Source organism: Halomonas zincidurans B6 (assembly GCF_000731955.1).
In the GTDB taxonomy this organism is placed as follows: Bacteria; Pseudomonadota; Gammaproteobacteria; order Pseudomonadales; family Halomonadaceae; genus Modicisalibacter; species Modicisalibacter zincidurans.
Genome location: NZ_JNCK01000001.1, coordinates 667878 through 694234, shown reverse-complemented (window position 1 = coordinate 694234; position 26357 = coordinate 667878). Strand labels below are relative to the sequence as shown.

General features: G+C 62.4%; 27 protein-coding genes and 1 tRNA gene. 14 read left to right on the top strand and 14 right to left on the bottom strand.

Annotated features, from left to right (window positions below; all coding sequences use genetic code 11):
• Nucleotides 1-9: 9 nt before the first annotated feature.
• The 4 genes from HALZIN_RS0103290 to HALZIN_RS0103275 form a co-directional block, all read right to left on the bottom strand.
• A complete protein-coding gene (locus HALZIN_RS0103290; protein WP_035575125.1) occupies nucleotides 10-1749 on the bottom strand; it encodes an ABC transporter substrate-binding protein in 1740 nt (579 codons plus the stop codon).
• A gap of 65 nt (nucleotides 1750-1814) precedes the next feature.
• Nucleotides 1815-2087: a DUF2160 domain-containing protein gene (locus HALZIN_RS0103285; protein WP_031382821.1), complete on the bottom strand. Its 273-nt coding sequence runs from the start codon at nucleotides 2085-2087 to the stop codon at nucleotides 1815-1817.
• Nucleotides 2088-2137: 50 nt separating this feature from the next.
• Nucleotides 2138-2938, bottom strand: a complete 801-nt coding sequence (locus tag HALZIN_RS0103280) for a carbohydrate ABC transporter permease (protein WP_031382820.1) — start codon at nucleotides 2936-2938, stop codon at nucleotides 2138-2140.
• An 8-nt stretch (nucleotides 2939-2946) separates the two neighbouring features.
• Nucleotides 2947-3813: a carbohydrate ABC transporter permease gene (locus HALZIN_RS0103275; protein ID WP_150113073.1), complete on the bottom strand. Its 867-nt coding sequence runs from the start codon at nucleotides 3811-3813 to the stop codon at nucleotides 2947-2949.
• Between the two features lie 145 nt (nucleotides 3814-3958).
• Between HALZIN_RS0103275 and tnpC the strand changes: the two genes are divergently transcribed.
• Nucleotides 3959-5398 carry an IS66 family transposase gene (gene tnpC / locus HALZIN_RS0103270; RefSeq protein WP_031382818.1) on the top strand — a complete coding sequence of 480 codons (1440 nt, stop codon included), beginning with the start codon at nucleotides 3959-3961 and terminating at the stop codon, nucleotides 5396-5398.
• Nucleotides 5399-5407: 9 nt separating this feature from the next.
• Here the strand turns inward: tnpC and HALZIN_RS0103265 are convergent, their stop codons facing one another.
• Both HALZIN_RS0103265 and HALZIN_RS0103260 read right to left on the bottom strand, forming a co-directional pair.
• Nucleotides 5408-6463: an ABC transporter ATP-binding protein gene (locus tag HALZIN_RS0103265; protein WP_031382817.1), complete on the bottom strand. Its 1056-nt coding sequence runs from the start codon at nucleotides 6461-6463 to the stop codon at nucleotides 5408-5410.
• Between the two features lie 7 nt (nucleotides 6464-6470).
• A complete protein-coding gene (locus tag HALZIN_RS0103260) occupies nucleotides 6471-7553 on the bottom strand; it encodes an ABC transporter ATP-binding protein (RefSeq protein WP_031382816.1) in 1083 nt (360 codons plus the stop codon).
• A 264-nt stretch (nucleotides 7554-7817) separates the two neighbouring features.
• Here HALZIN_RS0103260 and HALZIN_RS0103250 point away from each other — a divergent pair, with 264 nt between their 5' ends.
• Entirely contained in the window at nucleotides 7818-9689 is a 1872-nt protein-coding gene (locus HALZIN_RS0103250) for a sigma-54-dependent Fis family transcriptional regulator (RefSeq protein ID WP_051907351.1), read from the top strand.
• A gap of 99 nt (nucleotides 9690-9788) precedes the next feature.
• On the opposite strand, the gene HALZIN_RS17335 is transcribed toward HALZIN_RS0103250, so the two are convergent.
• Both HALZIN_RS17335 and HALZIN_RS17330 read right to left on the bottom strand, forming a co-directional pair.
• Nucleotides 9789-9947: a YqaE/Pmp3 family membrane protein gene (locus tag HALZIN_RS17335; protein ID WP_035575124.1), complete on the bottom strand. Its 159-nt coding sequence runs from the start codon at nucleotides 9945-9947 to the stop codon at nucleotides 9789-9791.
• A 103-nt stretch (nucleotides 9948-10050) separates the two neighbouring features.
• Nucleotides 10051-10308: a hypothetical protein gene (locus HALZIN_RS17330; protein ID WP_084173317.1), complete on the bottom strand. Its 258-nt coding sequence runs from the start codon at nucleotides 10306-10308 to the stop codon at nucleotides 10051-10053.
• A gap of 375 nt (nucleotides 10309-10683) precedes the next feature.
• On the opposite strand from HALZIN_RS17330, the gene HALZIN_RS0103235 reads away from it, so the two are divergent.
• From HALZIN_RS0103235 to putP, 7 genes are all read left to right on the top strand, one after another.
• On the top strand, nucleotides 10684-11094 hold the full coding sequence (locus HALZIN_RS0103235) for a CBS domain-containing protein (protein ID WP_031382813.1): 411 nt from the start codon (nucleotides 10684-10686) through the stop codon (nucleotides 11092-11094).
• 272 nt (nucleotides 11095-11366) lie between these two features.
• A tRNA-Gly gene (locus HALZIN_RS0103230) sits at nucleotides 11367-11442 on the top strand.
• A 211-nt stretch (nucleotides 11443-11653) separates the two neighbouring features.
• On the top strand, nucleotides 11654-11887 hold the full coding sequence (locus HALZIN_RS0103220) for a hypothetical protein (protein WP_031382812.1): 234 nt from the start codon (nucleotides 11654-11656) through the stop codon (nucleotides 11885-11887).
• A gap of 1 nt (nucleotide 11888) precedes the next feature.
• A complete protein-coding gene (locus tag HALZIN_RS0103215; protein ID WP_269438707.1) occupies nucleotides 11889-12266 on the top strand; it encodes a hypothetical protein in 378 nt (125 codons plus the stop codon).
• Nucleotides 12267-12398: 132 nt separating this feature from the next.
• The gene (locus HALZIN_RS0103210; RefSeq protein WP_031382810.1) at nucleotides 12399-13208 is read left to right on the top strand and encodes a helix-turn-helix domain-containing protein; all 810 of its coding nucleotides are present in this window, start codon (nucleotides 12399-12401) and stop codon (nucleotides 13206-13208) included.
• Between the two features lie 204 nt (nucleotides 13209-13412).
• The gene (putA, locus tag HALZIN_RS0103205; protein ID WP_031382809.1) at nucleotides 13413-16601 is read left to right on the top strand and encodes a bifunctional proline dehydrogenase/L-glutamate gamma-semialdehyde dehydrogenase PutA; all 3189 of its coding nucleotides are present in this window, start codon (nucleotides 13413-13415) and stop codon (nucleotides 16599-16601) included.
• Between the two features lie 162 nt (nucleotides 16602-16763).
• Complete coding sequence (gene putP / locus HALZIN_RS0103200) at nucleotides 16764-18254, top strand: sodium/proline symporter PutP (protein ID WP_031382808.1); 1491 nt, start codon at nucleotides 16764-16766, stop codon at nucleotides 18252-18254.
• A gap of 52 nt (nucleotides 18255-18306) precedes the next feature.
• On the opposite strand, the gene HALZIN_RS17060 is transcribed toward putP, so the two are convergent.
• Nucleotides 18307-18585, bottom strand: a complete 279-nt coding sequence (locus HALZIN_RS17060; RefSeq protein WP_051907350.1) for a cyd operon YbgE family protein — start codon at nucleotides 18583-18585, stop codon at nucleotides 18307-18309.
• A gap of 256 nt (nucleotides 18586-18841) precedes the next feature.
• On the opposite strand from HALZIN_RS17060, the gene HALZIN_RS0103190 reads away from it, so the two are divergent.
• On the top strand, nucleotides 18842-19423 hold the full coding sequence (locus HALZIN_RS0103190) for an OmpW/AlkL family protein (RefSeq protein ID WP_031382806.1): 582 nt from the start codon (nucleotides 18842-18844) through the stop codon (nucleotides 19421-19423).
• Nucleotides 19424-19652: 229 nt separating this feature from the next.
• Here the strand turns inward: HALZIN_RS0103190 and HALZIN_RS0103185 are convergent, their stop codons facing one another.
• From HALZIN_RS0103185 to HALZIN_RS0103170, 4 genes are read right to left on the bottom strand one after another with little or no spacing between them, the layout of a single operon-like run.
• Nucleotides 19653-19979, bottom strand: coding sequence for a YqcC family protein (locus tag HALZIN_RS0103185; protein ID WP_031382805.1), 327 nt, complete (start codon nucleotides 19977-19979; stop codon nucleotides 19653-19655).
• A gap of 51 nt (nucleotides 19980-20030) precedes the next feature.
• Entirely contained in the window at nucleotides 20031-20786 is a 756-nt protein-coding gene (locus tag HALZIN_RS0103180; protein ID WP_031382804.1) for an amino acid ABC transporter ATP-binding protein, read from the bottom strand.
• The gene (locus tag HALZIN_RS0103175) at nucleotides 20783-21457 is read right to left on the bottom strand and encodes an amino acid ABC transporter permease (RefSeq protein ID WP_031382803.1); all 675 of its coding nucleotides are present in this window, start codon (nucleotides 21455-21457) and stop codon (nucleotides 20783-20785) included. Before HALZIN_RS0103175 ends, HALZIN_RS0103180 begins: the two co-directional genes overlap by 4 nt.
• Nucleotides 21458-21473: 16 nt before the next feature.
• Nucleotides 21474-22250, bottom strand: a complete 777-nt coding sequence (locus tag HALZIN_RS0103170; RefSeq protein WP_031382802.1) for an amino acid ABC transporter substrate-binding protein — start codon at nucleotides 22248-22250, stop codon at nucleotides 21474-21476.
• Nucleotides 22251-22569: 319 nt separating this feature from the next.
• Here HALZIN_RS0103170 and HALZIN_RS0103165 point away from each other — a divergent pair, with 319 nt between their 5' ends.
• The 4 genes from HALZIN_RS0103165 to HALZIN_RS0103150 all read left to right on the top strand — a co-directional run bounded on the left by HALZIN_RS0103165 (nucleotide 22570) and on the right by HALZIN_RS0103150 (nucleotide 25623).
• A complete protein-coding gene (locus tag HALZIN_RS0103165; RefSeq protein WP_031382801.1) occupies nucleotides 22570-23595 on the top strand; it encodes a DUF3549 family protein in 1026 nt (341 codons plus the stop codon).
• 55 nt (nucleotides 23596-23650) lie between these two features.
• Nucleotides 23651-24088 (top strand): ATP-dependent zinc protease family protein, encoded by a 438-nt coding sequence (locus tag HALZIN_RS0103160; RefSeq protein WP_031382800.1) that lies wholly within the window; start codon nucleotides 23651-23653, stop codon nucleotides 24086-24088.
• 49 nt (nucleotides 24089-24137) lie between these two features.
• Complete coding sequence (rimK, locus tag HALZIN_RS0103155; protein ID WP_031382799.1) at nucleotides 24138-25046, top strand: 30S ribosomal protein S6--L-glutamate ligase; 909 nt, start codon at nucleotides 24138-24140, stop codon at nucleotides 25044-25046.
• A 130-nt stretch (nucleotides 25047-25176) separates the two neighbouring features.
• Nucleotides 25177-25623, top strand: coding sequence for a hypothetical protein (locus HALZIN_RS0103150; protein ID WP_031382798.1), 447 nt, complete (start codon nucleotides 25177-25179; stop codon nucleotides 25621-25623).
• Between the two features lie 33 nt (nucleotides 25624-25656).
• On the opposite strand, the gene HALZIN_RS0103145 is transcribed toward HALZIN_RS0103150, so the two are convergent.
• Nucleotides 25657-26271, bottom strand: coding sequence for a SanA/YdcF family protein (locus tag HALZIN_RS0103145; RefSeq protein ID WP_236254954.1), 615 nt, complete (start codon nucleotides 26269-26271; stop codon nucleotides 25657-25659).
• Nucleotides 26272-26357 lie beyond the last annotated feature (86 nt).

Here is a 26357-nt window from a genome sequence, read left to right as displayed (position 1 = left end):
CCCGCAGGATCAACTTTCTTCCCAGGACTTGACCATCTCTTCGTAGGGCACGGTCTTGCCCTGCGGCTTTTCGTTGTCAAGCTCGGGCTTCGGCGCGCCGGGCTGGTCGAGCCAGTACTGGACGTCCCGCGGCTCGTTCATCTTCGGGCCGCAGGTTTCCTGCACACCGGCACGCTCCAGACGCTCCATGACCCGATCCTGCGCCTCGGCCAAGCCATCGAGCGCTTCCTTGGCGGACGACTCGCCACTGGCCGCACGGGCGACATACTGCCACCACAACTGTGCCAGCTTCGGATAGTCCGGCACGTTGGTCCCGGTCGGTGTCCATTGCAGCCGCGCCGGGCTGCGATAGAACTCGACCAGCCCGCCCAGCTTGGGCGCAGCGTCGGTCATCGCCTGGGATTGAATGTCGGACTCGCGAATCGGCGTCAAGCCGACCAGCGTTTTCTTCAGCGAAACGGTCTTGGCGGTCACGAACTGTGCGTACAGCCAGGCGCCCAGACGGCGTTTCTCGGGTGTCGACTCGAGGAAGGTCCAGGAGCCCACGTCCTGATAGCCCTTCTTCATGCCCTCTTGCCAGTACGCGCCCACCGGAGACGGCGCCATGCGCCACTTGGGCGTGCCATCCTCGTTGACCACCGGCAGGCCTTGCTTGGTCATGTCGGCGGTGAAGGCGGTGTACCAGAAGATCTGCTGGGCAATGTTGCCCTGCGCCGGCACCGGCCCGGCTTCGTAGAAGGTCATGCCCTGCGCCGCCGGCGGGGCGTATTTCTTCAGCCATTCGACGTATTTCTCGGTCGCGTAGACCGCCGCCGGGCTATTGACGGCGCCGCCGCGCGACATGCTGGAGCCGACCGGATTACACCCATCGACCCGAATGCCCCACTCATCGACCGGCAAGCCGTTGGGAATGCCCTTGTCGCCGGCACCCGCCATGGAGAACCAGGCATCGGTGAAGCGCCAGCCGAGCGAGGGATCCTTCTTGCCGTAATCCATATTACCGTAGACGCGCTTGCCATCGATGGTCTTGACGTCATTGGTGAAGAATTCGGCGATGTCCTCATAGGCCGACCAGTTCACCGGCACGCCCAACTCGTAGCCATACTTCTCCTTGAATTGCTGCTTGTATTCGGGATTGGCGAACCAGTCGGCACGGAACCAGTAAAGATTGGCAAACTGCTGGTCTGGCAGCTGATAGACCTTACCATCCGGCGCAGTGGTGAACGACAGGCCGATGAAGTCCTCGAGATCCAGCGTCGGCAATGTGAAATCGGGATTCTGCTCGATCAGGGTTGAAATCGGTACGACCTTGCCATAACGGAAGTGGGTACCGATCAGATCGGAATCGTTGACATAGCCATCGTAGATGTTGGTGCCAGAGTACATCTGGGTCTGCAACTTCTCGATGACGTCGCCTTCCTGTATTAGTGAGTGAGTCAGATTGATCCCGGTGATCTCACGAAATGCCTTGGCCAGCACCTCGGATTCGTACTTGTGGACGGTCAGCGTCTCCGAGACGACATTGATCTCCTGGCCGCGCAGCGGTTTGGCCGCGTCGATGAACCATTGCATCTCCGCCATCTGCTCTTCGGGCGTTAGCGTGGAGGGCTGGAATTCATTCTCGATCCAACGCTTGGCGGCATCTTGATACTGATCGGCAAACACCAGTGAAGGCGCCGCAAAGCAGGCGGCCAGGCTCATGGCCATGGCGATGCGCGTCGGTCGTGGCATGTAATTGATGGAAGACATAGTTACCTCGTTATTGTGGAGTACAGTGCTGCGCTTGGTGCGGCTCAGGTTTCTTTATGAATGCGTCACCCCCACTTCATGATGATGAGAAATGCCGCCACGCTGGCAAGCGTGGCGATCCACAGCGGCCACTCGGTGAACCCGAGCAGCAACAGGTGTCCGTAGCCGGCCATCAGCAAGCTGATGAATAGACGATCCCCGCGGGTCGTGGAGATCGGCAAGAAACCTTGGCGCTGAATACCCGGCGACACGGTCTGCCAGATCGTCATGCCAATCAGGATCAGGCCGATGACGGTGAAGAAAATCGCCGTCGGCAGTGTCCATGCCATCCATTCCATATCTTTCTCCTTGCCGATTCGTTAATTGACGATGCCTGCTGCCAGGCGGTTCATACCCGCCCCAGCGCAAAGCCCTTGGCGACATGATTACGAACGAAGTAGATCACCGCGATCCCGGGCAGCAATGCCACCACCCCGGCGGCGGCCAGCAGCCCCCAGTCGATGCCGCCGGCGGAAATGGTGCTGGTCATCTGCGCCACGATCGGCTTGGCATCCACCGAGGTCAGCGTGCCGGCCAGCAGCAGCTCGACCCACGAAAACATGAAGCAGAAAAATGCCGTGACGCCGATGCCAGGGCGAATCATCGGGATGAAGATTCGAAAGAAGAAGCGCGGAAAGCTATAGCCATCGATATACGCCGTCTCGTCGATCTCCTTGGGGACGCCCGACATGAAGCCTTCGAGAATCCACACCGCCAGCGGCACGTTGAACAGAGTCTGGGCCAGCGCCACGGCAATCGCGGTGTCGAACAGGCCGACCGAGGAATACAACTGGAAGAACGGCAGCAGGAATACTGCCGGCGGTGCCATGCGGTTGGTCAACAGCCAGAAGAACATGTGCTTGTCGCCGAGAAAACGGTAGCGCGAGAACGCATAGGCCGCAGGCAACGCCGCCGCCAGCGAAATCACCGTGTTCATCGACACGTAGCTCAATGAATTGAGATACGTCGTGTACCAGGTCGGATCGGTGAAAATAGTCTGGTAGTTGCCGAGCGTGAGGTTCTCCGGCCACAGTGTCAGCCCACCGAGGATTTCCTGGTTGGACTTCAGCGACATGTTGATCAACCAATAGATCGGCACCAGCACGAACAGCAGATAAGTGAATAGCACCAACAGTTTGCGGGTTTTCATCGCGCACCTCAGGCGTTATCGTCGGAGTGGGTCATGGCGGTATAGAACAACCAGGTGACCAGCAGGATGATCAGGAAGTAGATCAGCGAGAAGGCGGCGGCGCGGCCGATGTCGAACTGACCCACGGCCATCTTGGTCAACGTCTGGCTGAGGAAGGTAGTGGTGGTGCCTGGGCCGCCCCCGGTCAGCACGAACGGCTCTGTGTAGATCATGAAGCTGTCCATGAAGCGCAGCATCACGGCGATCAGCAGAACGTTCTTGAGCTTGGGTAGCTGAATGTAACGGAATACCGCCCAGTGCGAGGCCCTGTCGATGCGCGCGGCCTGGTAGTATACGTCGGGAATCGCACGCAGCCCCGAGTAACACAGCAGCGCCACCAGCGAGGTCCAGTGCCAGACGTCCATGATCAGTACCGTGACCCAGGCATCCACGGTATTGGAGGCGTAGTTGTAATCGATGCCCATCTCATTGAGCGTCCAGCCATAGAGCCCGATGTCCGCGCGGCCGATAATTTGCCAGATGGTGCCGACTACGTTCCACGGAATCAGCAGCGGCAGTGCCAGCAAGATCAGGCAGATCGGTACGCCGATACCGCGCCGCGGCATGGAGAGCGCAACGACAATGCCCAACGGGATCTCGATCGCCAATACGCTGAACGAAAAACCGAACTGACGAAGCAAGGAATTGTGCAGCAGTGGATCGCGCAGGATCTCGCGAAACCACTCGGTGCCGACGAAGTAGCGATTCCCCTGGCCGAAGATGTCCTGCACCGAGTAATTGACCACCGTCATTAGCGGCACGATGGCGCTGAACGCAACCAGCACGAAGACCGGCAGTACCAGCAGCCAGGCCTTATTGTTGTGAATCTTGTCCATCATTCATCTCCACCAGATAATCGTCGGCGTAGAACTTGGTCCAACGCTCGGGGAAGTAACTATTCAGGTGGTTCTGAATTAGGGTCGCCAACCAGCTGATTTCTCTGGCATGGTGTCCCGAGATACCACTACGCCATGCGGTGACATGACCATCAGCGACATCAACGTCGACGAGGCCCTGGAACGGGTCCGGCAGCAGCTCAAGGAAGACCGCACGGTCTCCCCGTCGCTGCGTGCCGCCATCGACGTGCTGATGCTGCTGGTCAAGCTCATGGCCGACCGGTTGGCCACCGGCAGCCGCAACAGCAGCAAGCCACCGTCCCAGGATCCCAACCGCCAGCGCCGCTCGCGCGCCAAAGGCGAACGCCGTCCCGGTGGGCAGCCAGGGCATGCGGGCAAGACGTTGGCGCCGGTGACGAACCCCGACGAGGTGGTCAAGCTCCGCGTCGATCGTCGGCATCTGCCTACAGGGCGCACCTATCGCAGCATTGGCGTCGAGACCCGCCAGGTGCAGGACATCGTGATCCAGGCCGTGGTCACCGAGTACCAGGCCGAGATAGTGGAAGATGACCAGGGGCAGCGCCATGTGGCGCCATTCCCCGAGGGTGTGACGCGGCCCATCCAGTATGGGCCGCGCCTCAAGGCACACGCGGTCTATCTCTCGCAGTACCAGCTGCTGCCCTATGCGCGCATTCGGGAGCTGCTCACCTCGCAGTGTGGCCTGTCGTTGAGCACCGGCACGCTGTTCGCCTTCAACCAGGAGGCCTACCAGCGGGCCGAGGCGTTCGCCGAGTGGGTGGTCCCGGCGCTACGCCAAGCACACGGTCTGCCAGATGATGAAACCGGGATGCAGGTGGGCGGCAAGCGTTACTGGCTGCACAGTGCCTCCAATGACGCCCTGACCTGGTTGGCCCCGCATCCCAAGCGCGGCCAGGAGGCGATGGATGCCATCGGCGTATTGCCCTTCGTGTGTGGCGTGCTGGTGCATGATCATTGGAAGCCCTACTACCGCTACTCGGATTGCCGGCATGTCCTGTGCAATGCCCATCACCTGCGGGAATTGACGGCGGTCTGGGAAAACGACCACCAGCGCTGGGCCAAGTCGCTCCATGACCTGCTGTTGGCCATGAGCCGAGCGGTGGATGCCGCCGGCGACTGCCTCTGCGCCGATGAGGCCCAGCGCTGGCGAGCACGTTACCGACGCTGCCTGGCGGCGGGCGACGCCGAGTGCCCGCCACCGGCAAAGCCACCGCCCGGGACGCGCGGGCGTGCCAAACGCACAAAAGCGCGCAACCTGCTGGAACGTCTCCAGGCGTACGAGGACGACGTGCTGCGTTTTCTCGAGGATCCCGCCGCGCCTTTCACCAACAACCAGGGGGAGCGCGACCTGCGGATGACCAAGGTGCAGCAGAAGATCTCGGGCTGTTTTCGTGCCTGGGAGGGCGCCGAGATCTTCTGTCGGATGCGCAGCTTCCTCTCCACCGCGGTCAAGCAAGGCATGGCGGCGCATACGGCGCTGGAGCAACTGTTTGCCGGCGAGGTGCCCACCTTCATGCGACAGGACGACCAGGATCAGGCGGCATGAGCTGAATAGTTACTCGGGGAATAGCAGCCCTACCTCGCTTTCGGGCACCGTCTGGTCCTCTTCGATACGAGCCTTTATCGGCGACTTGTTCGTCATGCCGAGCTGCAGGTCGAGCACCTTGTAGGTTCCCAGGTCTTGAACCAGATCGAGCGTGGCACGCAGCGATGATTCGGCGGGCTCGACCAGTTGTACGAATTCGGGGCGGATACCCAGCGTCAAACGCTGTCCGGCATGTGCTTCGAGGGCTTGGTGCACCGCTGGGGACAACCGTAGATCGGCGCCCGCCAGGCACACGCCGTCGGCCGTCAGTTCGACCTCGAACAAGTTCATGCCGGGACTACCAATGAAGTAGCCGACGAAGGTGTGAGCGGGGTTTTCGAAAAGCTCGCGCGGAGTGCCGAACTGGACGATCTGGCCGTCATACATCACCGCGATCTTGTCGGCGAAGGTCGAGGCCTCGAGCTGGTCATGGGTCACGTAGACCATGGTGATGTTGAAGCGCTCGTGGATCTGCTTGAGCTTGCGACGCAGGCGCCACTTCAGTTGCGGATCGATGACGGTTAACGGCTCGTCGAAGAGGATCGCCGCGACGTCGTCGCGCACCAGGCCGCGCCCCATCGACACTTTCTGTTTCTCGTCGGCGGTCAGGTTGCGGGCCTTGCGCTGCAGTAGATGGGAGATTTCCAGCGCCTCGGCAACCTCCTGGACACGCTCGGCGATCTTGGCCGCCGGCTGGCGCTGATTGCGTAGCGGAAAGGCCAGGTTGTCGTGCACCGTCATGGTGTCGTAGATCACCGGAAACTGAAAAACCTGGGCGATGTTGCGTTGCTGAGGCGACAGGGCGTTGACGGACTCGCCGTCGAACATTACCCGGCCCTGGGAGGGCTCGAGTAGCCCCGAGATGATATTGAGCAACGTGCTCTTGCCGCAGCCCGACGGGCCGAGCAGCGCATAGGCCCCGCCCTGTTCCCAGACATGATCGATACGCCGCAATGCGTAGTCGCTGGGCTGCTGGGGGCTGGCCACATAGCTGTGCGCCAGTTGGTCGAGTCGAATTTCCGCCATGATTGCCTCATTGGGCCGCAAGGGATGGTGCCCGGACCAGCTCGCCCGGCTCGTCGAAGACGAACAGCTTGTTGCTGGGGGCATAGACACGGATCGCGCTGTCGACCGGGAAGTCGTGGATACCGCCGAGGTGCAGCACAAGCTGGAGATCGTTGCTGGCGACGTGCAGAAAGGTTTCCGACCCGCTGATCTCGGCAACGCCGACCTCGACGCAGAATTCCAGGTCGTCGTCGTTCAGAGGCGTCAGGCTGAGATGGCTGGGGCGCATGCCCAGGCGATACGGGCCATCGTCGAGCGACGCCAATAGCCGTGGCAGGGGAAAAACCGTACTGCCGACGAGCAGCCCGCTACCGCGCACCACAACCTCCATCAGATTGATCGGCGGCTCACCGAACAGAGCCGCCGCCTCGACCGTTTGCGGGCGATGAAAGACAGTATCGCTGGGGCCGGTCTGCAATATTCGCCCTTCATGAAGGAGCGTAGTGGTGTCGCCCAGCGCCAATGCCTCGGCCGGCTCGGTGGTGGCATACACTGCCACGGTATTGCGCGTACGAAACAGCTTGCGCATCTCCAGGCGCAGCTCTTCGCGCAACTTGTAGTCCAGGTTGACCAGCGGTTCGTCGAACAGCACCAGGTCGGCATCCTTGACCAGCGCCCGGGCCATTGCGGTGCGTTGCTGCTGGCCGCCGGACAGCTCCAGCGGATAGCGCCCCAGCAGATGATCGATGCGTAGCATGGCCGCAATCTCCTCGACACGCCGCTGGATCTCGGCCTTGGAGACCCGGGCCAGTCTGAGCGGAGAGGCGATGTTGTCGAACACCCGCAGCGAGGGATAGTTGATGAACTGCTGGTAGACCATCGAGATGTTGCGCTTGCGCACCGGGACGCGGGTCATGTCCCGCTCGCTGAACAGCACGCGTCCGCGATCCGGTGCATCGAGCCCCGCCATCAGCCGCATCAGGGTTGTCTTGCCCGACAGCGTATGGCCCAGCAACACATTGAAGGAGCCCTGCTCCAGGCTCAGGCAGGCATCGCTGATATGTTTCTCACCGCTGACCGTGCGGTCGATATGTTCAAGGACTAGAGACATGGGTGAGGCGATCCTTTTTCATGTTCGCAAATTCTTCATGTTCATAAGCGAACGCCATGCCAATTTCCTCCCGAAGCCTTCACCTTTCTTAAAAACCATATTCAAGCACCTGTTCTATAAATTAAAAATTCTCACCCTACCTTGGTATAAGCGTATTTGTGGACAACTCGGCTAGGCTAGATTGAACACACCCTGTACAGTTTATGAACACGTGTTCGTGCACATAAATGTTCGAAAGCGAAAAAACAAGATAGGGGAACTGCCATGCAAGAGGATGCCAAGCACCGGCAACGTGCCCACATCGCGCGCGCCGGATATCGTCTGGATGACATGGGCGCCCCGACTGGCGGCCGCCAGCCTGACCGATATTCGGCAGACGATCTCGAGCAGCGGCGTACCCTGGCCCGCCCCCTGCTGGAGTTACTGGACGAGGATCTTGTACCCGAAGTCGGCGCCATGCTGCGGCATTGGCAGTGCGTGCTGGTGCTGGCCGATCGGGACGCCGTGATTCTGGCCCATTGGGGCGACTCGCGGGCCATGCTTCCGAGTCATGAAGATTGGCTGCTGCCCGGTGCGCAGTGGGGGGAGGCGCAGATCGGCTGCAACGCCATCGGCACCTGCCTCGCCGAAGACGATGCTCTGGACGTGATCGGTCGCGAACATACCTGCGACGCCCTGCATCACCTAGCCGGTCATGCGGTGCCGGTCCGTAACTGGCGCGGGGAGGTCGACGCCTGCCTGGCGTTGCTCAGCGACCCCTACCGCAACCGCTCGTCGCGCTACAGCGGTCTGCTACAGGTCCTGGCGATGCGAATCGAGAATGGCCGGCTGATCGCCCACTACCGCCATCGCCATTTTCGGCTGACGTTCAGCGCCAACCGCGACGATATCGACGGCCCACGTTCCGGGCTGCTGATTCTCGACGAACAGGGCCAACCGGTGAATGGCAACTCACGGGCCTGCTGGCTACTGAAGCTCGAGCGCGAAGCGCTGACGGGAACCACCATCGAAACGCTCTTCGACACGAGCTGGTCGGCACTGGTGGCGCACGGCAATGCGCTGATGCCCCTGCGCGTCGCCGGGCGCTATCACTGCTACGGCCAGCTCGCCGCCCCGGATCGCCTGGTTGATGCCAAGGGTGCTTCCACGCCCTCGCCACTGTCGGCTCTCGATCTGGGCGACCCGCGCCTGCGTCAGGCGATCCTCCTCGCCGAGCGCCTCGGTGATCGCGGCATCGCCATGCTGCTCTATGGCGAAACCGGCACCGGCAAGGAAGTCTTCGTCAAGGCACTGCACGCTGCTAGCCGGCGCGCCGACAAACCGCTCATCGCCATCAACTGTGCGGCCATTCCCGACGCGCTGGTCGAAGCCGAACTGTTCGGCTATGTGCGCGGGGCCTTTACCGGCGCCGACCCACGCGGCAATCCGGGGCGCTTGCGCGAGGCACATGGCGGCCGACTGTTCCTTGATGAGATCGGCGATATGCCACTGCCGGTTCAGGCCCGCCTGTTGAGGGCGCTGCAGGAACGCAAGGTCACGCCGCTGGGCGGCAGCACCGCCCACCCGGTGGATATCGAAGTCATCGCTGCCACCCATCGTCCACTGGCCGACGAGGTAGCCAGCGGGCGCTTTCGCGCCGACCTGTACTACCGGCTGTGCGGAGTCGAGTTGAGTCTGCCGCCCTTGCGCGAACGCCAGGACATTCCCGCCCTGGTGCAGGTCCTACTTGCCCGGCTGATGCGTGAACTCGACCTCGAGGCAACGCAGAGTCTACCGCCTCGGGCATCGCCCGCATTGCTGGATTGGCTGTGCCGGCAGCGCTGGCCGGGCAACATTCGCGAGCTGGAGAATGTCCTGCGTGTCGCGCTGGCAATCAGCGACGGACCTCTAATCGATCTCCAGCATCTACCCGCCAATGCATGCGCCCCGGACGCCTACGTCGCGCGGGTGCCGTCCACCGTGCCGGCCATGCCGGCCAACCGGCCGGTATCGGCGCCGCCTGCTTTCGGCGGTCTGCGGGAGCGTCTGGCTGCTCATCGCGGCAACCTCTCGGCGTTGGCACGGGAATTGGGCATAAGCCGCACCACGCTCTATAAGCGCCTGCGCGAACAGACCGGCGTCAATGCTCTCGGTTGATGGTGTCTTGGCGGGGCCCGGCGAAGCCGCCGGGTTTGCCTCGTACCATGAAAAAGCCTCCTGCGGGGAGGAGGCTCGATGGTGTCTTGGCGAATACGCTCAGCGCCGGGCGATGATCCATATCGCATGAATGATCCCGGGAATGTAGCCGAGAATCGTCAGCAGGATGTTGAGCCAGAACTGTAGCCCCAGACCGACTTGCAGGAAGACCCCGAGCGGGGGCAGCAGGATTGCCAGAATGATGCGGATCACGTCCATATGCGTCTCCTCTAGATACGCTGAGTGTCGTTCCTTGGACGAACGCGCGCTGAGCGTCGCGAACCTCATTGTTCATATGGGCCCGACGGCCGGGCGCTTCAAGTCATGACTTGTCTGAAGTTTCGTCATCCTCTCGCCGGTGCGCCGCATGATCGTACTTCTGCGCGATCCGTTCGGCATCGTCGGCGAGTTGCGCATGGTGGCGCTCCCAATCCTCCCAGTCATGAGGCGTGCCGCTGCGCGGGCGCTGGCTTCCGGCATGACGTGCACGCTGCCAGGCCCGTTCCTCCAGGGTATTGGGGCGTTCCTCCTCACGCTCGAGCGCGATGCCCCGCCTGGCGAGATAGTCTCTTGCGTTCATGGCACCTCCTTGCAGCGTAACCGGTCGCCCAGGGCGACCAAGATAACATATAGGCTATTTATGACAGTTGCTTATATGACCGCCCCGCTGCTGTTCGCGTTCATCGCCAGCCAGGAGCGGAGCCAATCGCTTGGCAGACCACGAACCAGCCGGAATATCGGTGGCGTGCCCCCCAGGATAGCAGTTGCGCATGATCCCCAGGTACTCGCGGAGCAGCCCATCATCCTCCTTGAGCTGGGCTATGCTGAAACCGCAAGTGCAACGGACGTCGTTTCGTGGCGCTTTTGATCGCACCGCAGGAAACGCGGGCCGGGCAATCCCGGTCGGACAGGGTCGGGTCCAGCAGGGTTATCAGTCCTTCGAGGAGACAAGCACATGACCGACAAGGCGCCCATGACGGTACGCGACATCATGTCCCGCGACTGTTACCGAGTCACCGCTGACACATCGGTGGCGACGCTCGTGGCCGGCCTGGCCCTGCACCGACTGCCGGGCGCGCCGGTCGTCGACGAACGCGATCACCTGATCGGTTTCATTTCCGAACATGACGTGATGGCCAAGCTGTTCGAGAGCGTCTATCTCAGCGACGAGCCGGCACCGGTACGCGAGCTGATGCGCCATGAGGTGCTCACGGTCACGCCCAACAAGAGCGTGACCGACCTTGCCCAGGAGATGCAGGGACAAAAGCCCAAGGTCTACCCGGTGGTCGAACAGGAGCGCCTGGTCGGCATCGTCACGCGACGCGACGTGGTCGGCGCCATCCTGCAGATGCGCAGCACCCATTAAGCCCGAGTCATGTGGACGCGAGACCGTTGCAACGACACCTAAAAAACCGCCGCATCGAGGATGCGGCGGCCAATAGATCGAATGCAGCAAGCAAAGACGCAATTTTTCGGCGACTGCCAAAAAGTTGCGGTTGATTCTGAGACCACGGCTTGCCGACATCGATCCATGGAAATCGACATTTATTTACCCCGAGTCTCATGATGGGCGATCAACGAACAGCGAATGCTTGCCTTGCCAGCAAGCCCGGCGATTCATTATCATCAGGGCATCGAGCGGGTATAGCTCAGTTGGTAGAGCATCAGCTTCCCAAGCTGAGGGTCGAGGGTTCGAATCCCTTTGCCCGCTCCATCTTTCTTCTTGAAAGACGCCCAGAGCCCCGGACTGGAACGCCAGTTGGCGGAAGGCCGTCCCATGATCGCCCTGTCCCTCCATCTCGTTTTTGCAACCACTGATACCGTGCTGCCGGCCTCTGCGGCCATTGCCCTGGATGATTAACGCGCCGGCAGTAATCCGTTAAGCTACCCGTCGCTGGATACACGATGCCGAAAAGGCACAAGCCATGAAAGACAGTTTGCGCACCCTGGTCGTTGCCGCCTCGACCGCCACCACCCGCCTGGCCCGGCGCCGTTACGCCGCGGGCAACGTCGACGACGTGCGCTGGGTGCCGATTGCCGAATCGCCGTACTCCACTACTCGCCCTGTCAGGACCCGGGCGATCTGCTCGGTGCGCTTCGCTCATCAGCAGCTACAGGACATTCGTGCCATGTCCGACTCGCTCGGCCTGGTCAAGTAACATGAGCGTGACGCTCTTTCTGTTGATATTCGTCGTCTCGATGACGGTCATCGGCGCCACGATCGCGATGATGATGCTGTCCCGCACACCTCGCTATCGCACCGAGCCGCAGCATCTGCTGCAGCTGTTCGACCGTGTGCTCGGTGGCGAAGCCTCGACGAACGAATGGCATACGGTGATCGGCTATCCGGTTCGTCACGACCAGTATCTCGAGAGCGTACGCCGCAGCGCGATGCGGATCATGGACGAATATGGCCGCCTCTCGCAGGCCGCGACCGGCGGTTCGCTGCTGTCCCGCGCCGGGCGCGAGGAACTGACCATGCTGCGTGACCATCTCGCCGCCCACATGGCCCTCGATGAAGGCCAACGCGAATTCTAGCCGCCGGCGTCGGCCGAAGCTGCCAACTGGTCGATCGGTGGAGCCGAGAGGGGCGACGAAGAGCCCCGGCACTATCGCCATGGCGGCGGTGACGGCATACAATGGCTGGCATTGGCGTCACGAGGTAACGACATGTCCAGCGCCATTCGTCTTACGCCGCTCGACAATACCATCAAGCATCACGCTCACGACTTCCACCAGATCGTGATCGGTCTCGACGGCCATGCCGATTTCGAGATCGAGGGGCTTGGCGGGCGCATCGCCGCGCTATCCGGCTGCATCGTTCCCGCCAACCACCTGCATTATTACGAAGGCATCGGCACCAACCGCCAGCTGATTTTCGACCTGCCCGACGATGCGCCGGCGCTGACCGGCAGCCACCGCGGGCATGCCCGGCTGTTCGATGCGCCGCGCTTCTTCGCGCTCGATGCGCCGCTGCGCGTCTACCTGCGCTTTCTGGTCCGCGAGCTCACTCAGCCACAGCCGGCCCCCGGCGACCTGCTCGCCGCGACCTTCCTCGGCTGCCTCAATGCGCGCATGCCGGATAACGCTTCTCAACGCTCCCGGCGCATCGATCTGGCGGCCATCGACGCCTACATCGGGCAGAACATCGAGCGCCGCCTGAGCGTCACCGATCTTGCCCGTCACGCCTGTCTGAGCGCCGCGCATTTCAGCGAGCTGTTTCGCGAGCAGACCGGGGTAACGCCCTATCAATACCTGCTGCGTCAACGCCTGACGGCCGCCCGGCAGTTGCTTGCCGATTCGCCGTTGCCACTCGGCGAGATTGCCGCGCGGACCGGTTTTGCCAGCCAGAGCGCGCTTTCCCACGCCTTTCGCCGCGTTTATGGGCACCCCCCCGGGCATCTACGCCGCCGGCCATCGCTGGCACACGAGACACCGAGTAGCCCGCGTCATCGTCTAAAACTTTCGTCGCACGGCTGATCCCATATCGGCCAGCTCCCGACTTTTTAACAAAAGTCACCGCGAAATTGGCAAGACGCGGCGTCTTCCCCCACCCTAAATTCAGCACATACCGGGTTGCCTCTCGGACCCCGCTGTTTCACCCGGGGTCGTGGCGTTCGTGTGCCTTCATGGATGATGGCCACGCCAGCGCCCGAGTCACATCGCCATTAACGGGGTCTTCATATGCTCGATGCCAAGACCATGCTGGACAGCCAGACCTGGCAACAGGACCTGGACACCTTGCTCACGCGCCTGAGCGAGCATTATATCGTCGACGAGAACGCCTTCATGGCCGAGCTCGTCGCCGTTCTGCAGGCCGACGAGAACGACTTCGCCCGAATCGGCGACAAGACCGCCGAGCTGGTGCGTGAAGTCCGCGAGATGGATACCGCCGTGGATTCCATCGATGAGTTGCTGCAGCAGTACAGTCTCGACACCCATGAAGGGCTGATGCTGATGTGTCTTGCCGAGGCCATGCTGCGCATTCCCGACAAGGCCACCGCCGATGCGCTGATCGAGGATAAGCTGGGCCCCGCCGACTGGAAGGCCTACGTCGGCCAGAGCGAGTCGTGGTTCGTCAATGCCTCGACCTGGGGCCTTCTGATGACCGGCCGCGTCATCCAGCTCGACAAGCCGCGCGACGGCAAGCCGGCCAGTTTCATCAACAAGCTGGTCAACCGCATGGGCGAGCCGGTGATCCGCAGCGCCATGTACCAGGCGATGAAGATCATGGGCCGCCAGTTCGTGCTCGGGCGCAGCGTCGACGAGGCCCTGAAGCGCTCGCAGCCGCTGTTCGAAAAGGGCTACACCTACTCCTACGACATGCTCGGCGAAGCTGCGCGGACCCGCACGGATGCCGGACGCTACTTCGACGATTACGCCAATGCCATCAAGCGCGTCGGCGAGGTCAGCCGCAAGCTCAGCGACAAGACCCCCGCGCCGTCGATCTCGATCAAGCTTTCCGCGCTGCATCCGCGTTACGAGTTCGGCCATCGCCAGCAGATCCTGGTCGAGCTGGTCGACAGCGTGAAGCAGCTCGTCGCCATGGCTCGCCAGCGCCATGTGGCGATCACCATCGACGCCGAGGAAGTCGACCGCCTGGAACTTTCGCTGGAAGTCTTCCGCGCCGTCTACGCGAGCGAGGAGTGCCGCGGCTGGGGGCACTTCGGGCTGGTCGTCCAGGCCTACGCCAAGCGCGCCCTGCCGGTGCTGCATTACATCAACCGCCTTGCCGACCTGCAGGGCGACGAGATTCCGCTACGCCTGGTCAAGGGCGCCTACTGGGATACCGAGATCAAGGAGTCCCAGCAGCTCGGCGTCGACGGCTACCCGGTATTCACCCGCAAGGCGAACACCGACGTCGGCTATCTGGTCTGCGTGCACTTCCTGCTTTCGGAAAACACCCGTGGGCGGATCTTCCCGCAGTTCGCCACCCACAACGCACACACCATCAGCACCATCCTCGAACTGGCCAACGCCACCGATCGCCCGTTCGAGTTCCAGCGTCTGCACGGCATGGGCGAGGCGCTCTATGACGCCGCCCTCAAGCGCGCGCCCGCCGGCACCTACTGCCGCATCTATGCGCCGGTAGGGGCGCACAAGGACCTGCTCCCCTACCTGGTACGCCGGCTGCTCGAAAATGGCGCCAACTCGTCGTTCGTGCACCAACTGGTCGACCCGCGCGTGCCGGTCGAGTCGCTGTGCGTACACCCGGTCGAGACGCTCGGTCAGTACGAGTGCTACGCCAACCCCAGGATTCCGCTGCCGCGCGCTATCTATGGCACGCGCAAGAACTCCAAGGGCGTCAACCTGAATATCCGCAGCCACTACCAGCCGCTGGTCGACGCCATGGCCCAGCACATGGATCAGGAACACCACGTCAAGCCGTTGCTGGGCTTCGATGTCGACGACGACCCCGAGCAGCGCCAGGAAGTTCGCAACCCTTACGATACGCGCAAGCTTATAGGTAGCGTGCAGTGGACGACCCGCGAACAGGCCGAACGAGCCGTGGAGATCGCCTGGCAGGCCTTCCCGCGTTGGGATGCCACCCCGGTCGAGGAGCGTGCACAGATCCTCGAGCGTTTCGCCGACCTGATGGAAGAGCACCTCGCCGAACTGATGACGCTATGCTCCCGCGAGGGCGGCAAGCTGCTCACCGACGGCGTCGACGAGATCCGCGAAGCGGTGGATTTCTGCCGCTATTACGCCAGCCGCGCCCGCGAGCTGTTCGCCGAACCGACCCAGCTGCCCGGCCCGACCGGCGAATCCAATCAACTGATGATGGCCGGCAAGGGTGTGTTCGCGACGATCAGCCCGTGGAACTTTCCGGTGGCGATCTTCTGCGGCCAGATGGTCGCCGCCGCAGTGGCCGGCAACAGCGTGCTCGCCAAACCCGCCGAGCAGACTTCGCTGGTCGCCCACCGGGTCGTCGAACTGCTCCATGAAGCGGGCATGCCCCGCGACGTCGTGCAGTTGTTGCCCGGCGATGGCCCCACCGTGGGCAGCGTGCTGAGCTCCGATCCGCGCATCACCGGCATTGCCTTCACCGGCGGCACCGACACCGCCCAGATCATCAACCGCTCGCTGGCCGCCCGCGAAGGCGCCCCGCTGGCCACGCTGATCGCCGAAACCGGCGGTCTCAACGCGATGATCGTCGATTCTACCGCGCTGCCCGAACAGGTCGTCGCCGACGTCGTCCGCTCGTCTTTCCAGAGCGCCGGCCAGCGCTGCAGCGCGCTGAGGGTGCTCTATCTGCAGGAGGACGTCGCCGATCGGGTGATCGAGATCCTCACGGGCGCGATGGCCGAGCTCAGCGTCGGCGACCCCCGCGACCTGGGCACCGATGTCGGCCCGGTGATCGACGACGAGGCGCGCCAGGGCCTGCTCGCGCACATCGCGCAGCTCACGGGCGAAGGCCGGCTGATCGCCGAGACCTCGCTCGACCCGGCGCATACCGCCCACGGCAACTTCGTCGCCCCCACCGCTTTCGAGATCGACGGCATCGGCGCGCTGGAGCGCGAGCAGTTCGGGCCGATCCTGCACATCGTGCGTTACAAGGCCGACGAAATCGATCGCGTGATCGAGACCATCAACGCCAAGCAATATGGCCTGACCTTTGGCGTGCATAGCCGCAACGAATCGTTCGCCAAGACCATTGCGCAGAGAATCCGTGTGGGCAATGTCTATGTAAACCGTAATATCATTGGCGCCGTCGTCGGTGTCCAACCCTTCGGTGGCCAGGGCCTTTCGGGGACCGGGCCCAAGGCCGGTGGGCCCAACTACCTGTTGCGCTTCGCCACCGAAAAAGCGCTGACCATCAATACCGCCGCCCTGGGCGGCAACGCGTCACTACTCGCGCTGGGCGATGAATGACCGGGGCCGAGTAGTCTGCCCGGCGGGTGCCAGCACTCGCCGGGCGATGCTCGGCCTCGCCTTCATCGCCTGGTTTCGTGAATAGAAAAGAGAGTTACAAAAACAATGCGCGCCACTACCGGATTCTGCTCGGTAACCGCGCTAATGAACTGGAGAAGCTTCATGGCTATTGGTGTCTGGATTAGTCTATTCATCTATTTTGCGTTGATGATCGCCATCGGCGTTTATGCAATGCGCAAATCCACGTCTTCGTCTGAAGACTACGTGCTGGGCGGGCGGGGCCTCAGCCCAAAGGTAGCGGCCTTGTCAGCCGGGGCTTCGGACATGAGTGGCTGGTTGCTGCTGGGGCTGCCCGGGGCGCTCTTCGTTTCCGGTCTGGCCTCTGCGTGGATTGGCATAGGCCTGTTCGTCGGGGCTTTCGTCAACTGGATTCTTGTCGCCCCCCGGCTCCGCGAGCAGACCGTGCATTACGGTAATGCCTTGACGATTCCGTCCTTTCTGGCAAACCGCTTCCCCACCCGGTCCATGTCACTGCGTACCGTCTCAGCCATCGTCATTGTCGTGTTCTTCGCGGTGTATACGGCATCCGGCCTGGTTGCAGGCGGCAAGCTGTTTGAAAGCGCGTTCGGGGGAATCATCAGTATCGGGGGCATGAGCGATTACGCGGTCGGCATCATCATCACCTTGGGCGTCGTGCTGGTCTATACGGTGGTCGGCGGCTTCCTGGCGGTAAGCATGACGGACTTCGTGCAGGGTTGCATCATGGTGGTGGCCCTGGTGATCATGCCACTCGTCGTACTCTTTGGCGAAGGTGGCGGCGGCTTTGCCCAGGCGACCCAGACTCTGGGAGAGGTCGATCCCACGCTGCTTTCATGGACGGAGGGACTGACCTTCATCGGCTGGCTGTCGGCGGTCACCTGGGGCCTGGGCTATTTTGGCCAACCCCACATCATCGTGCGCTTCATGGCAATTCGCAGCCTGAAAGAGGTACCGATTGCGCGCAATATCGGCATGACCTGGATGGGTGTTGCACTCATCGGCGCCATATCTCTGGGCATCTTCGGTCGAGCTTACGCGGTACGCAACGGTTTGAATGTCGAGGATCCGGAAACCATCTTCATCATCTTGTCCGAATTGCTGTTCAATCCGTTTATTACCGGCTTCCTCTATGCGGCTTTGCTGGCCGCGATCATGAGCACCATCTCCAGTCAACTGCTGGTGTCCTCGTCTTCCCTTACCGAAGACTTCTATCGGTTGTTTCTGCGCAAGGAGGCCAGTGAACGCGAATCCGTGACTGTCGGCCGTGTTTGCGTCGTGCTGGTTGGCCTGGTCGCGGCGATCATTGCCTCCGATCCCGAGTCCAATGTTCTGGCTCTGGTGAGTAACGCCTGGGCCGGCTTCGGTGCGGCATTCGGCCCGCTGATCATCCTGTCGCTGATGTGGTCGCGCACCAATGGTGCGGGCGCCATTGCCGGCATGGTCGTAGGCGCTGCCACTGTCATCGTCTGGATTTCACTGGGCTGGAATTCAGAATTCATGGGCGGTCCGGGTGTCTATGAAATCATCCCCGGTTTCATCGCCTCCTTGATTGCGATCCTGGTAGTGAGCAGTGCCACGGCCGATGCAGGTGAATACCAGCATATCGATCGCTAAAGGCGCGCAGCACTCTCACAAGCGATGCAAGGGCTCCGTATGGAGCCCTTTTTTAGAGTCGCAACAGCAGCAGCACGCCGAACAGCCCCAGCACCAACCAACACCAGGGCGGCCCCAGCCAGCGCCGCAACGGGCCGGGGCGCACGGTGAGACCGACCCCATGGGCGAAGCCGGCGCCCAGCGCCCAAACCCCGAGCAGCCAGAGCGGCAGGCGCCAGATAAGCGTCAGACCACTGATGATCTCGGGACGCAACAGCAGCAGCAATGCCATTGCCGAGGCCAGCACTAGCGCCAATAGTCGGGTTCCCTGCCGATAGCTTGCCGCGAGCATCTCTCGCTCCTTGATCGTTGACCTGACTTCAGTAAAGCGGCTCGCCGCGACAAGCGCCACGAAGTCGCATTCTTGATGTCCGATCGTAACAGGCCATACACTCCTTTAGTCTAATAACAAAATTTTACGTGACATAAGCGAACAGTGTTTCCTATACTGCCAGCACAGTATGAAAACACTGTTTCATAAACCCGGCGATAGCCGGAGCAAACAGACAGTGGATGTTGTCATCCCGCTTATCAGCAAGGAGCCACACATGACCAAGATGAAACTGCTTTCCGCTTCTATCGTCGCCGGCAGCCTGATCGTTGCCTCACAGACATCGTTCGCCTATGAAGCTGGCGACATCCTGCTGCGCGGCGGCATTGCCGAGAACAATGCCACCGGCGACGGCATCGATATCAGCGACGACAGCGCCTTCGTCGGCAGCGTCGGCTACATGATCCAGGACAAGGTCGGCGTGACCCTGGGCGGCAGCGACAAGTTCGAGCGCAGCCTGTCCGGTCAGGGTGTCAATGGCGAAGTCGACAGCCAGCTGATCGATCTGATGGTCGAGTACTACCCGCTCGGCGGCCTCGATTCGCGCATCCAGCCCTACGCGGGCGTGGGCGCCAACTACACGCGCTTCTCGGGCGAGAGCGCCGGCCTCAGCGTCGACAACACCTGGTCACCCAAGGGCGAAGTGGGCGTCGACCTGGTGGTTACCGACTATCTGTCGTTCAATGGCTTCGCGTCCTATGCCGACGTCGATGCGGACTACAACGCTGCAGGCGGTGCCAGCGGCGAGCTGGATAGCGATCCGGTCATCGTCGGCGGTGGCGTAACCCTGAACTTCTAAGCCACGCCTGCCAACCACCTGGTAACGACGACGCCGGGCTTTATGCCCGGCGTTCTTATGGCCAATCCTTTTATCCCGCTGCTGCAGCGCCCTGTTTCAATGCTCGCCCCGCCGATCGAGTCGCATCAACGCGGTGACAGCCGCGATGACCCCAGCGCCATCTCACCGATACGTGCCGCTACGTGAGCGACGTTCATGTCCCTTCCGTAAGCGAAGTCACAGGCCATGCTCAGGCCTTTGTAACGATCCGGTCCACTTCGGCGATCGCCGCCACCACCACCGCGCGGTCGCTGGGCTTGCTGTTCTGCAGATAGGCCTCGGCGGCCGGGGCCACCTCGCAGCTGGCCGGTAGTGGCCCTTGCGCATCCACCAGGGCCTGGAGGCGCGCAATGAAGACGTAGCGCAGCCATTGCGCCAAGTCCATGGTATCGACGCAGAATGGCTGGACGCTATCGAAAGCCCGAGGATCGGGACACGCGGTATTCCACAGATCGACACTGCGCAGCGCCGATTCGAGTCCGCTGAGCGCCTGGTCGAGTTGCTGATGAGCGGTCATTGCGGCTCCGTCATTGCAAAACGTCATTATCGCGCGAGCCGCCAGGCAGTCTCAAGGCTCGCCCAGCGCCTGGCCGGCCAGCACCTTGCGCAGGAAGTTGCGGGTACGTTCGTCACGCGGCGCGGAGAACACCTCGGCAGGCGGACCCTGCTCGACGATCCGTCCGCCGTCCATGAAGATCACCCGATCGGCGACGTCGCGGGCGAAGCCCATTTCATGCGTCACCACCAGCATGGTCTGGCGCTCGTCGGCAAGCTGCTTCATCAACCCCAGGACCTCTTCGACCCACTCCGGGTCCAGCGAGGAAGTCGGCTCGTCGAACAGGATGACCTCCGCCTGCGCGGCCATCGCCCGGCCAATACCCACGCGCTGCTGCTGGCCGCCCGACAGCGACGCGGGATAGGCATCCGCCTTGTCGGCCAGACCGATGCGCGCGAGGATTTCGCGAGCGCGACGGTGAGCGCGCGGCTTCGGCCAGCTGTTGATCACGATCAGCCCTTCGGCGATGTTCTCCAAGGCCGTCTTGTTGGCGAACAGGGCATAGTTCTGGAAGACGAAGGCCGTGCGCCGGCGCAGCTCGAGAATCTCCTGCTTGCGCGCCTGCGTGGCCTCGACCGTCAGATCGCCGACCGTAACCTGCCCGGCCTCGGGCCGTTCGAGGAAGTTCACGCAGCGCAGCAACGTCGACTTGCCGGTACCCGAGGGGCCGATCACGACGATGATCTCGCCCCGCTCGATGATCAGGTCGATGCCATCGAGCACCGTGCTGTCGCCGAAGCGCTTGGTCAGTCCCTTGAGTTCGATCATCGCCGGTAGGCCTTGTTGAGTCGGGTTTCAAGTCGCCGCTGCAGCCAGGCCAGCAATTCGACGATCGCCCAGTAGAATATCGCCACGGTGATGAACGCCTCGAAGTAGAGAAAGCTGCCGGCCGCTTCCTTCTGGGTAGCGCCCATCAGCTCGGTGACGCCGAGCGTGAAGGCCAGCGACGTCGCCTTGATCATGTCGATGAAGTAGTTCATCAGCGTCGGGACCGCGACCCGCGTGGCCTGGGGCAGCACGATCCGCCGCATCAACTGCAGGCTGGTCATGCCAATCGACAATGCCGCTTCGGTCTGACTGCGATCGACGCCGACGATGGCGGCACGAATCGATTCCGCCATGTACGCCGAAAAATGCAGCGTCAGGCCGAGGATCGTCGCCGTGACGCCGTTGATCTGGGTCAGCGCGCTGAACAGCTGCGGCAGGCCGTAATAGAACAGGAACAGCTGCACCAGCAGTGGCGTACCGCGAAAGAACGAGATGAACAACAGCGTCACGGCATTGAGCCCGGGCACGCGCAACACCCGTATCACCGCCAGCACGGCGGCCAGGGCGAGCCCCAGCACCATGCCGGCGGTCGCCATCTCCAGGGTCAGCGGCAGGTAGCCGAGCAGAATCGGCACCAGCCCCAGCATGTAGTCGAAATCCAGGACGCCCATTCAGTAAGCCCGACGCTTAACGCTGAGTGATGTCGGTGCCGAACCAGCGCTGGGAGATTTCCTCCAGAGTGCCGTTGTCGCGCAGTGTCTCCAGCGCCTTGTCGAAGCGATCGCGCAGCGCGCGTCCCTGCTCGGTATCGCGGAACGGCAGCGCGTTGCGGATTTCCGAGAACGGCTTGCCGGCAAGCTCCAGCGGCAGCGGTTTTTCCTTGATCACCTGCGAGGCGCTTACGCGATCCATGACAAAGGCGTCGACTCGACCCAGCGCGGTGTCCTGTTCGATGTTGCTCTCGTAGGTGCGAATGTCGATTTCGTCGGCGTAGGGCAGTTCGCGCAACAACTGCTCATAGTTCGAGCCCAGGTTGACCGCCACCGTCTTGCCGCGCAGGTCTTCGACGCCTTCGATGGTATCGTTGCCCTTGCGGGTCACGACCTGGGCGCCATCATAGACGTAGGGCTCGGTGAAGGCGTACTTGGCCTGGCGCTCGTCGGTGATGGTGATCTGGTTGGCGATGGTGTCGATGCGCCCCGACTCGAGCATGCCGAACAGCCCCGAGAAGTTGGCGGTGACGAACTCGATATCCGCCTCCATCTGCTCGCCCAACGCATTCATGACGTCGACCTCGAAGCCCTTGAGCTGGTCCTGCTCGACGAAGGTGAACGGAAAATAGCCGCCCGACATCCCCACCTTGAAACTACCGCCACCTTTCTCCTGCGCCATGTCCTGCGCCGTGGCTCCCAAGGAAGCCGTCAAAAGAGTGCCCATTGCCAGGGTCGCTATCAATCGCCGCATGATGACTCTCCGTGGTTGTTCGCTGCTTCATTGCTGGATAAGAATAAACGAGCACCTCGTTTATTCGATTTGGTTACATAGCTTAGTGACTTGAACCGCCTTTGACCAATAGGCACTCACTATTTGCAGATGCCATGGGCGGCGAGTCGATACACAGTTTTCCTGAAATAGCCTGTGGATAATCATTGGAAAAGCCGGCCCTGCGGTCGTGGCGTCTGACACGCCACGAACTGATCAAAAACTGACCGCTCAACGAATCATCGAGGTAGAAAGGCCGACGGCGACGCGCTACAGTTCGCGGCTCAACCGTGAGGACGTCATGTCACCGATACACACGCTTTGCGACTTCTTCGCCCGTAGCGGTGCACAGGCCCGCTTCTATACCCTGGGCCGCCAGGTCGTCGGCTGCCCCGAGGCTACGCTCGCCGCTTTCGAAGCGGGCGATCAGCCTTGGCCGCTGCCGTGGCTGGGCCGCGCCCAATTGGCCTGTGTGTTTCGCCTGGGCGATGCCGACGATCCGCTGATCTGGTTTTTGTCGCTGCCGCTGGACGAACAGGGCCTGCTCGACCCGGCACCGCGCGACGCTTTCCTGCAACGCCTGCTGGAAACGCTGGGTCGCTCGGCCAACCGGCTGCAGGATGACGATCGGCACATCGACAACCTGATGCAGGACAACCCGCTGGCCTTTACCCCGGACATCACTCAGCGCGCAATGCTGCATGCCCGCGCCAGTGCCGACCTGGGACGCCCCGCCAGCGAGCATTTCGAGCTCGTCGAGGACTACCTGCTCGCTGCTGCCGAGCCCGAGCAGTGGCCGGCGCTGGGCCTGCAGGGACTGGCGGATTTCAGTGTACGCCATGACCACGTCCAGGCCGGTAGACTGGCAGCCCGGTTGCATGCCCTGCCAGTCGACGTGCTACGCCCGCTGAGCCACTGCCTGGAACACGTCGAGCCCAGCGCGGATTTGCTCCAGGCACTGATCGCCCGCGGCGAGGCTGCGGCGCACGAAGGCGATATCGAAACGTTCAGTGCCTGCGTGCGCAGTGTCGGTCAAGGCGCGACCGACCTCGTCGGTCCTTGGTACGATGCCTTGCTCGCCGACAGCGCCGCCTGCGGGGCGGATCTGCTCGCGGCGATCGCCGCGCGCGGCTGGACGCATCTCGAACACGCCCAGCGATTGCCGCTGTTTCTCGACGCCCTGGCCCGCCATAGCCCGGGAGGCTTTACCAGCGTGGTCCGCGATCTGGCGTTGCTGCCCCGTCTGCGGTTACCGTTGCTGATGTACCTGCGTCAGACTTCTCCGCAATCGCCGGTCGGCCGATGCCTGCAGCCACTCACGCATTGAGCCGAGTGCCGATCCGCCTGTACCGACCCGTCCGTATCGAACAACAGGAGCGCCGATGAAAGCATTGCCCTACCAAGCGAAGGCGGTGATCGGCCGTCGCGAAATGGTGACCCTGCCGGAAATCGGCCTGACCCTGTGCTGCAAGGCCGATACCGGAGCACGCACTTCGTCCCTGCATGCCGAAGACATCGAGACTTTCGAGGAGCATGGCCATCTATGGGTCAGCTTCGTGACCCGCGGCAGCGGCGTAGAGAGCCCGGCACACTCGGTCCGGATGCATCTTCACGACCGGCGCAAGGTGACCAGTTCCAACGGTCAGGCCGAATGGCGCTACATCATCCGTACCCCGATGCAGCTTGGCGAACTCGACTATCCTGTCGAGCTTTCGCTGAGCGATCGTCGTAACATGCGCCACCCCATGCTGCTGGGGCGTCGTGCCATGCGCCGTCTGCTGGTCGCGCCGGGTACGGCTTTCCTGCATGGCGAACCCTGAGCGACTGCGTCACGCCATTTACCCGCTTACGTCTCGTCCGGAGAACACCATGCACATCGCCCTGTTGTCGCGTAACCGCAATCTGTACTCCACTCGCCGACTGGTCGAAGCGGGCCAGAACCGCGGCCACAGCGTGCGCGTGGTCGACACGCTGCGTTGTTACATGAACATCGCCTCGCATCGCCCCTCGATCCATTACAAAGGGGCCGAGCTCGAGCCCTTCGACGCGGTGATTCCGCGCATCGGCGCGTCGGTGACCTTCTATGGCTGCGCCGTATTGCGTCAGTTCGAGATGATGAGCACCTATGTGCTCAACGACAACGTTTCCATCACTCGTTCACGCGACAAGCTGCGCTCGTTGCAGCTGCTTTCGCGCAAGGGCCTGGGACTACCGATCACCGGCTTCGCCCATTCGCCCGACGACATTCCTGATTTGATCACCATGGTCAAGGGCGCGCCGCTGGTCATCAAGTTGCTGGAAGGCACCCAGGGGATCGGCGTGGTGCTGGCCGAAACCAACCAGGCCGCCGAAAGCGTGATCCAGGCCTTCATGGGCATGAAGGCCAACATCATGGTCCAGGAATACATCAAGGAGGCGCGAGGAGCCGACATCCGCTGCTTGGTGATCGGTGACAAGGTCGTCGCGTCGATGAAGCGCCAGGCCGCGGAAGGCGAATTCCGCTCCAACCTGCATCGTGGCGGCAGCGCCAGCGTGATCCGCATCACGCCTGAAGAGCGCTCGACGGCGATCCGCGCCGCCAAGGCGATGGGCCTGCGCGTCGCCGGCGTCGACCTGCTACGTTCCAATCATGGCCCGGTGATCATGGAGGTCAACTCCTCGCCGGGGCTGCAGGGCATCGAGAGCGCCACCGGACGCGACATCGCCGGATTGATCATCGAGCATCTGGAAAAGCATGCCGTCACGCCACGCAAGGCGCCGCCCAAGCCCAAGGGTTAAGTATCGCGCCTCGCCGCCGATAACCCTGGACGACGCCATTTCGATGGAAACACAGTATTTCTTGCCGGCAGGGGTAGCAAAACACTGTTTCCAGCCGCACAATCTGCGTCACCGGAGGAGGTGACCGCTCATGTTTCTCGATAATCGCCAAGTGGCGATGGACAACGTACTGGAAGCGCTGGCCGACAGCCTCGACTATTTCCAGGACAATCTCGAACGCTTGCGCCCATCGCTGCGCGATGCGCTCAAGCCGCATTTCGAGGAACGCGGCGAAGCGATGCGCGACCTTCAGGCGCTCGCCAAGCAGCACCTCGACATTCTGCCCCGCGACGCCGATGTCGAGCGCGACGACTATCTATGGCTGTGGAGCCGGCTGAAGAGCTTCGTCGGCGACGACAGTCAGGTACTGGTCGGCGAGCTGCTCGAGCAGGAACGGGTGGTCATGCAGTCGTTGTCGACCCTCTACACGCACCCTCTGCCCGACCCCATCGAGCCGGTCATCGAACGCTGCTGGAAGGGCTGCCGCGCGCTGATCCGTGAACTTTACAAGCTGCACAAGCCCAAACAGCGCCGTTAAGCGCCGTCGGGCGTCACCTCCACAGTAATGCGATCACCCCGCCGGCGCTATCTGCAGCGGTTCGCGCGGTCCCAGGAAATAGGGTTCGCGCTGCCAGATGTAGAGATCGCCCAGCGTTGCCACCCGCGCCAGCCATTCACGCACGCGCAACCGCCACTCCCCCGCTGCCCGCCGTGTCGGTGCCGCGCAACCGGTCGCCTCGATGCCCAGGGCGTCGGCAATGAACAGCGCCCGCGGCAGATGCCAGTCCTGGGTGATCAACAGCGCCTGGTCGACGGCGAAGATCTCGCGCGCACGAACCAGGGTGTCGAAGGTGCTGAAGCCGGCATAATCGAGCGTCATGTCGCTATCGCGCACATTGACCTTGCGCAAGTCGCGCCACATGGTGACCGGTTCGTTGTAATAGCGGGTGCGATTGTCGCCGGACAGCAGCAGATGCTGGACACGCTGCATGCGCAGCAGGCGCGCAGCGGCATCGAGCCGCGCCGCGTAATGCGGATTGCGCCCTCCGCCACGGGTCCAATAGGACGTGCCGAAGACGATGCCGACCGGTGCCGCTCGGCACAGCAGCAGATCGTCCTCGATGCGCCCCTGGGTGCGCGACAGCAACCACCAGTTGGCCGCCAGAACGACCCCGACGGCCAACACGAAGAGGGCGGCAGTCGCCGCTGCCGCCCGCTTCAACCATGTTCTGCGCCTTGCCGCCATCGCCTAGCAACTCTCCTGGCATTGCC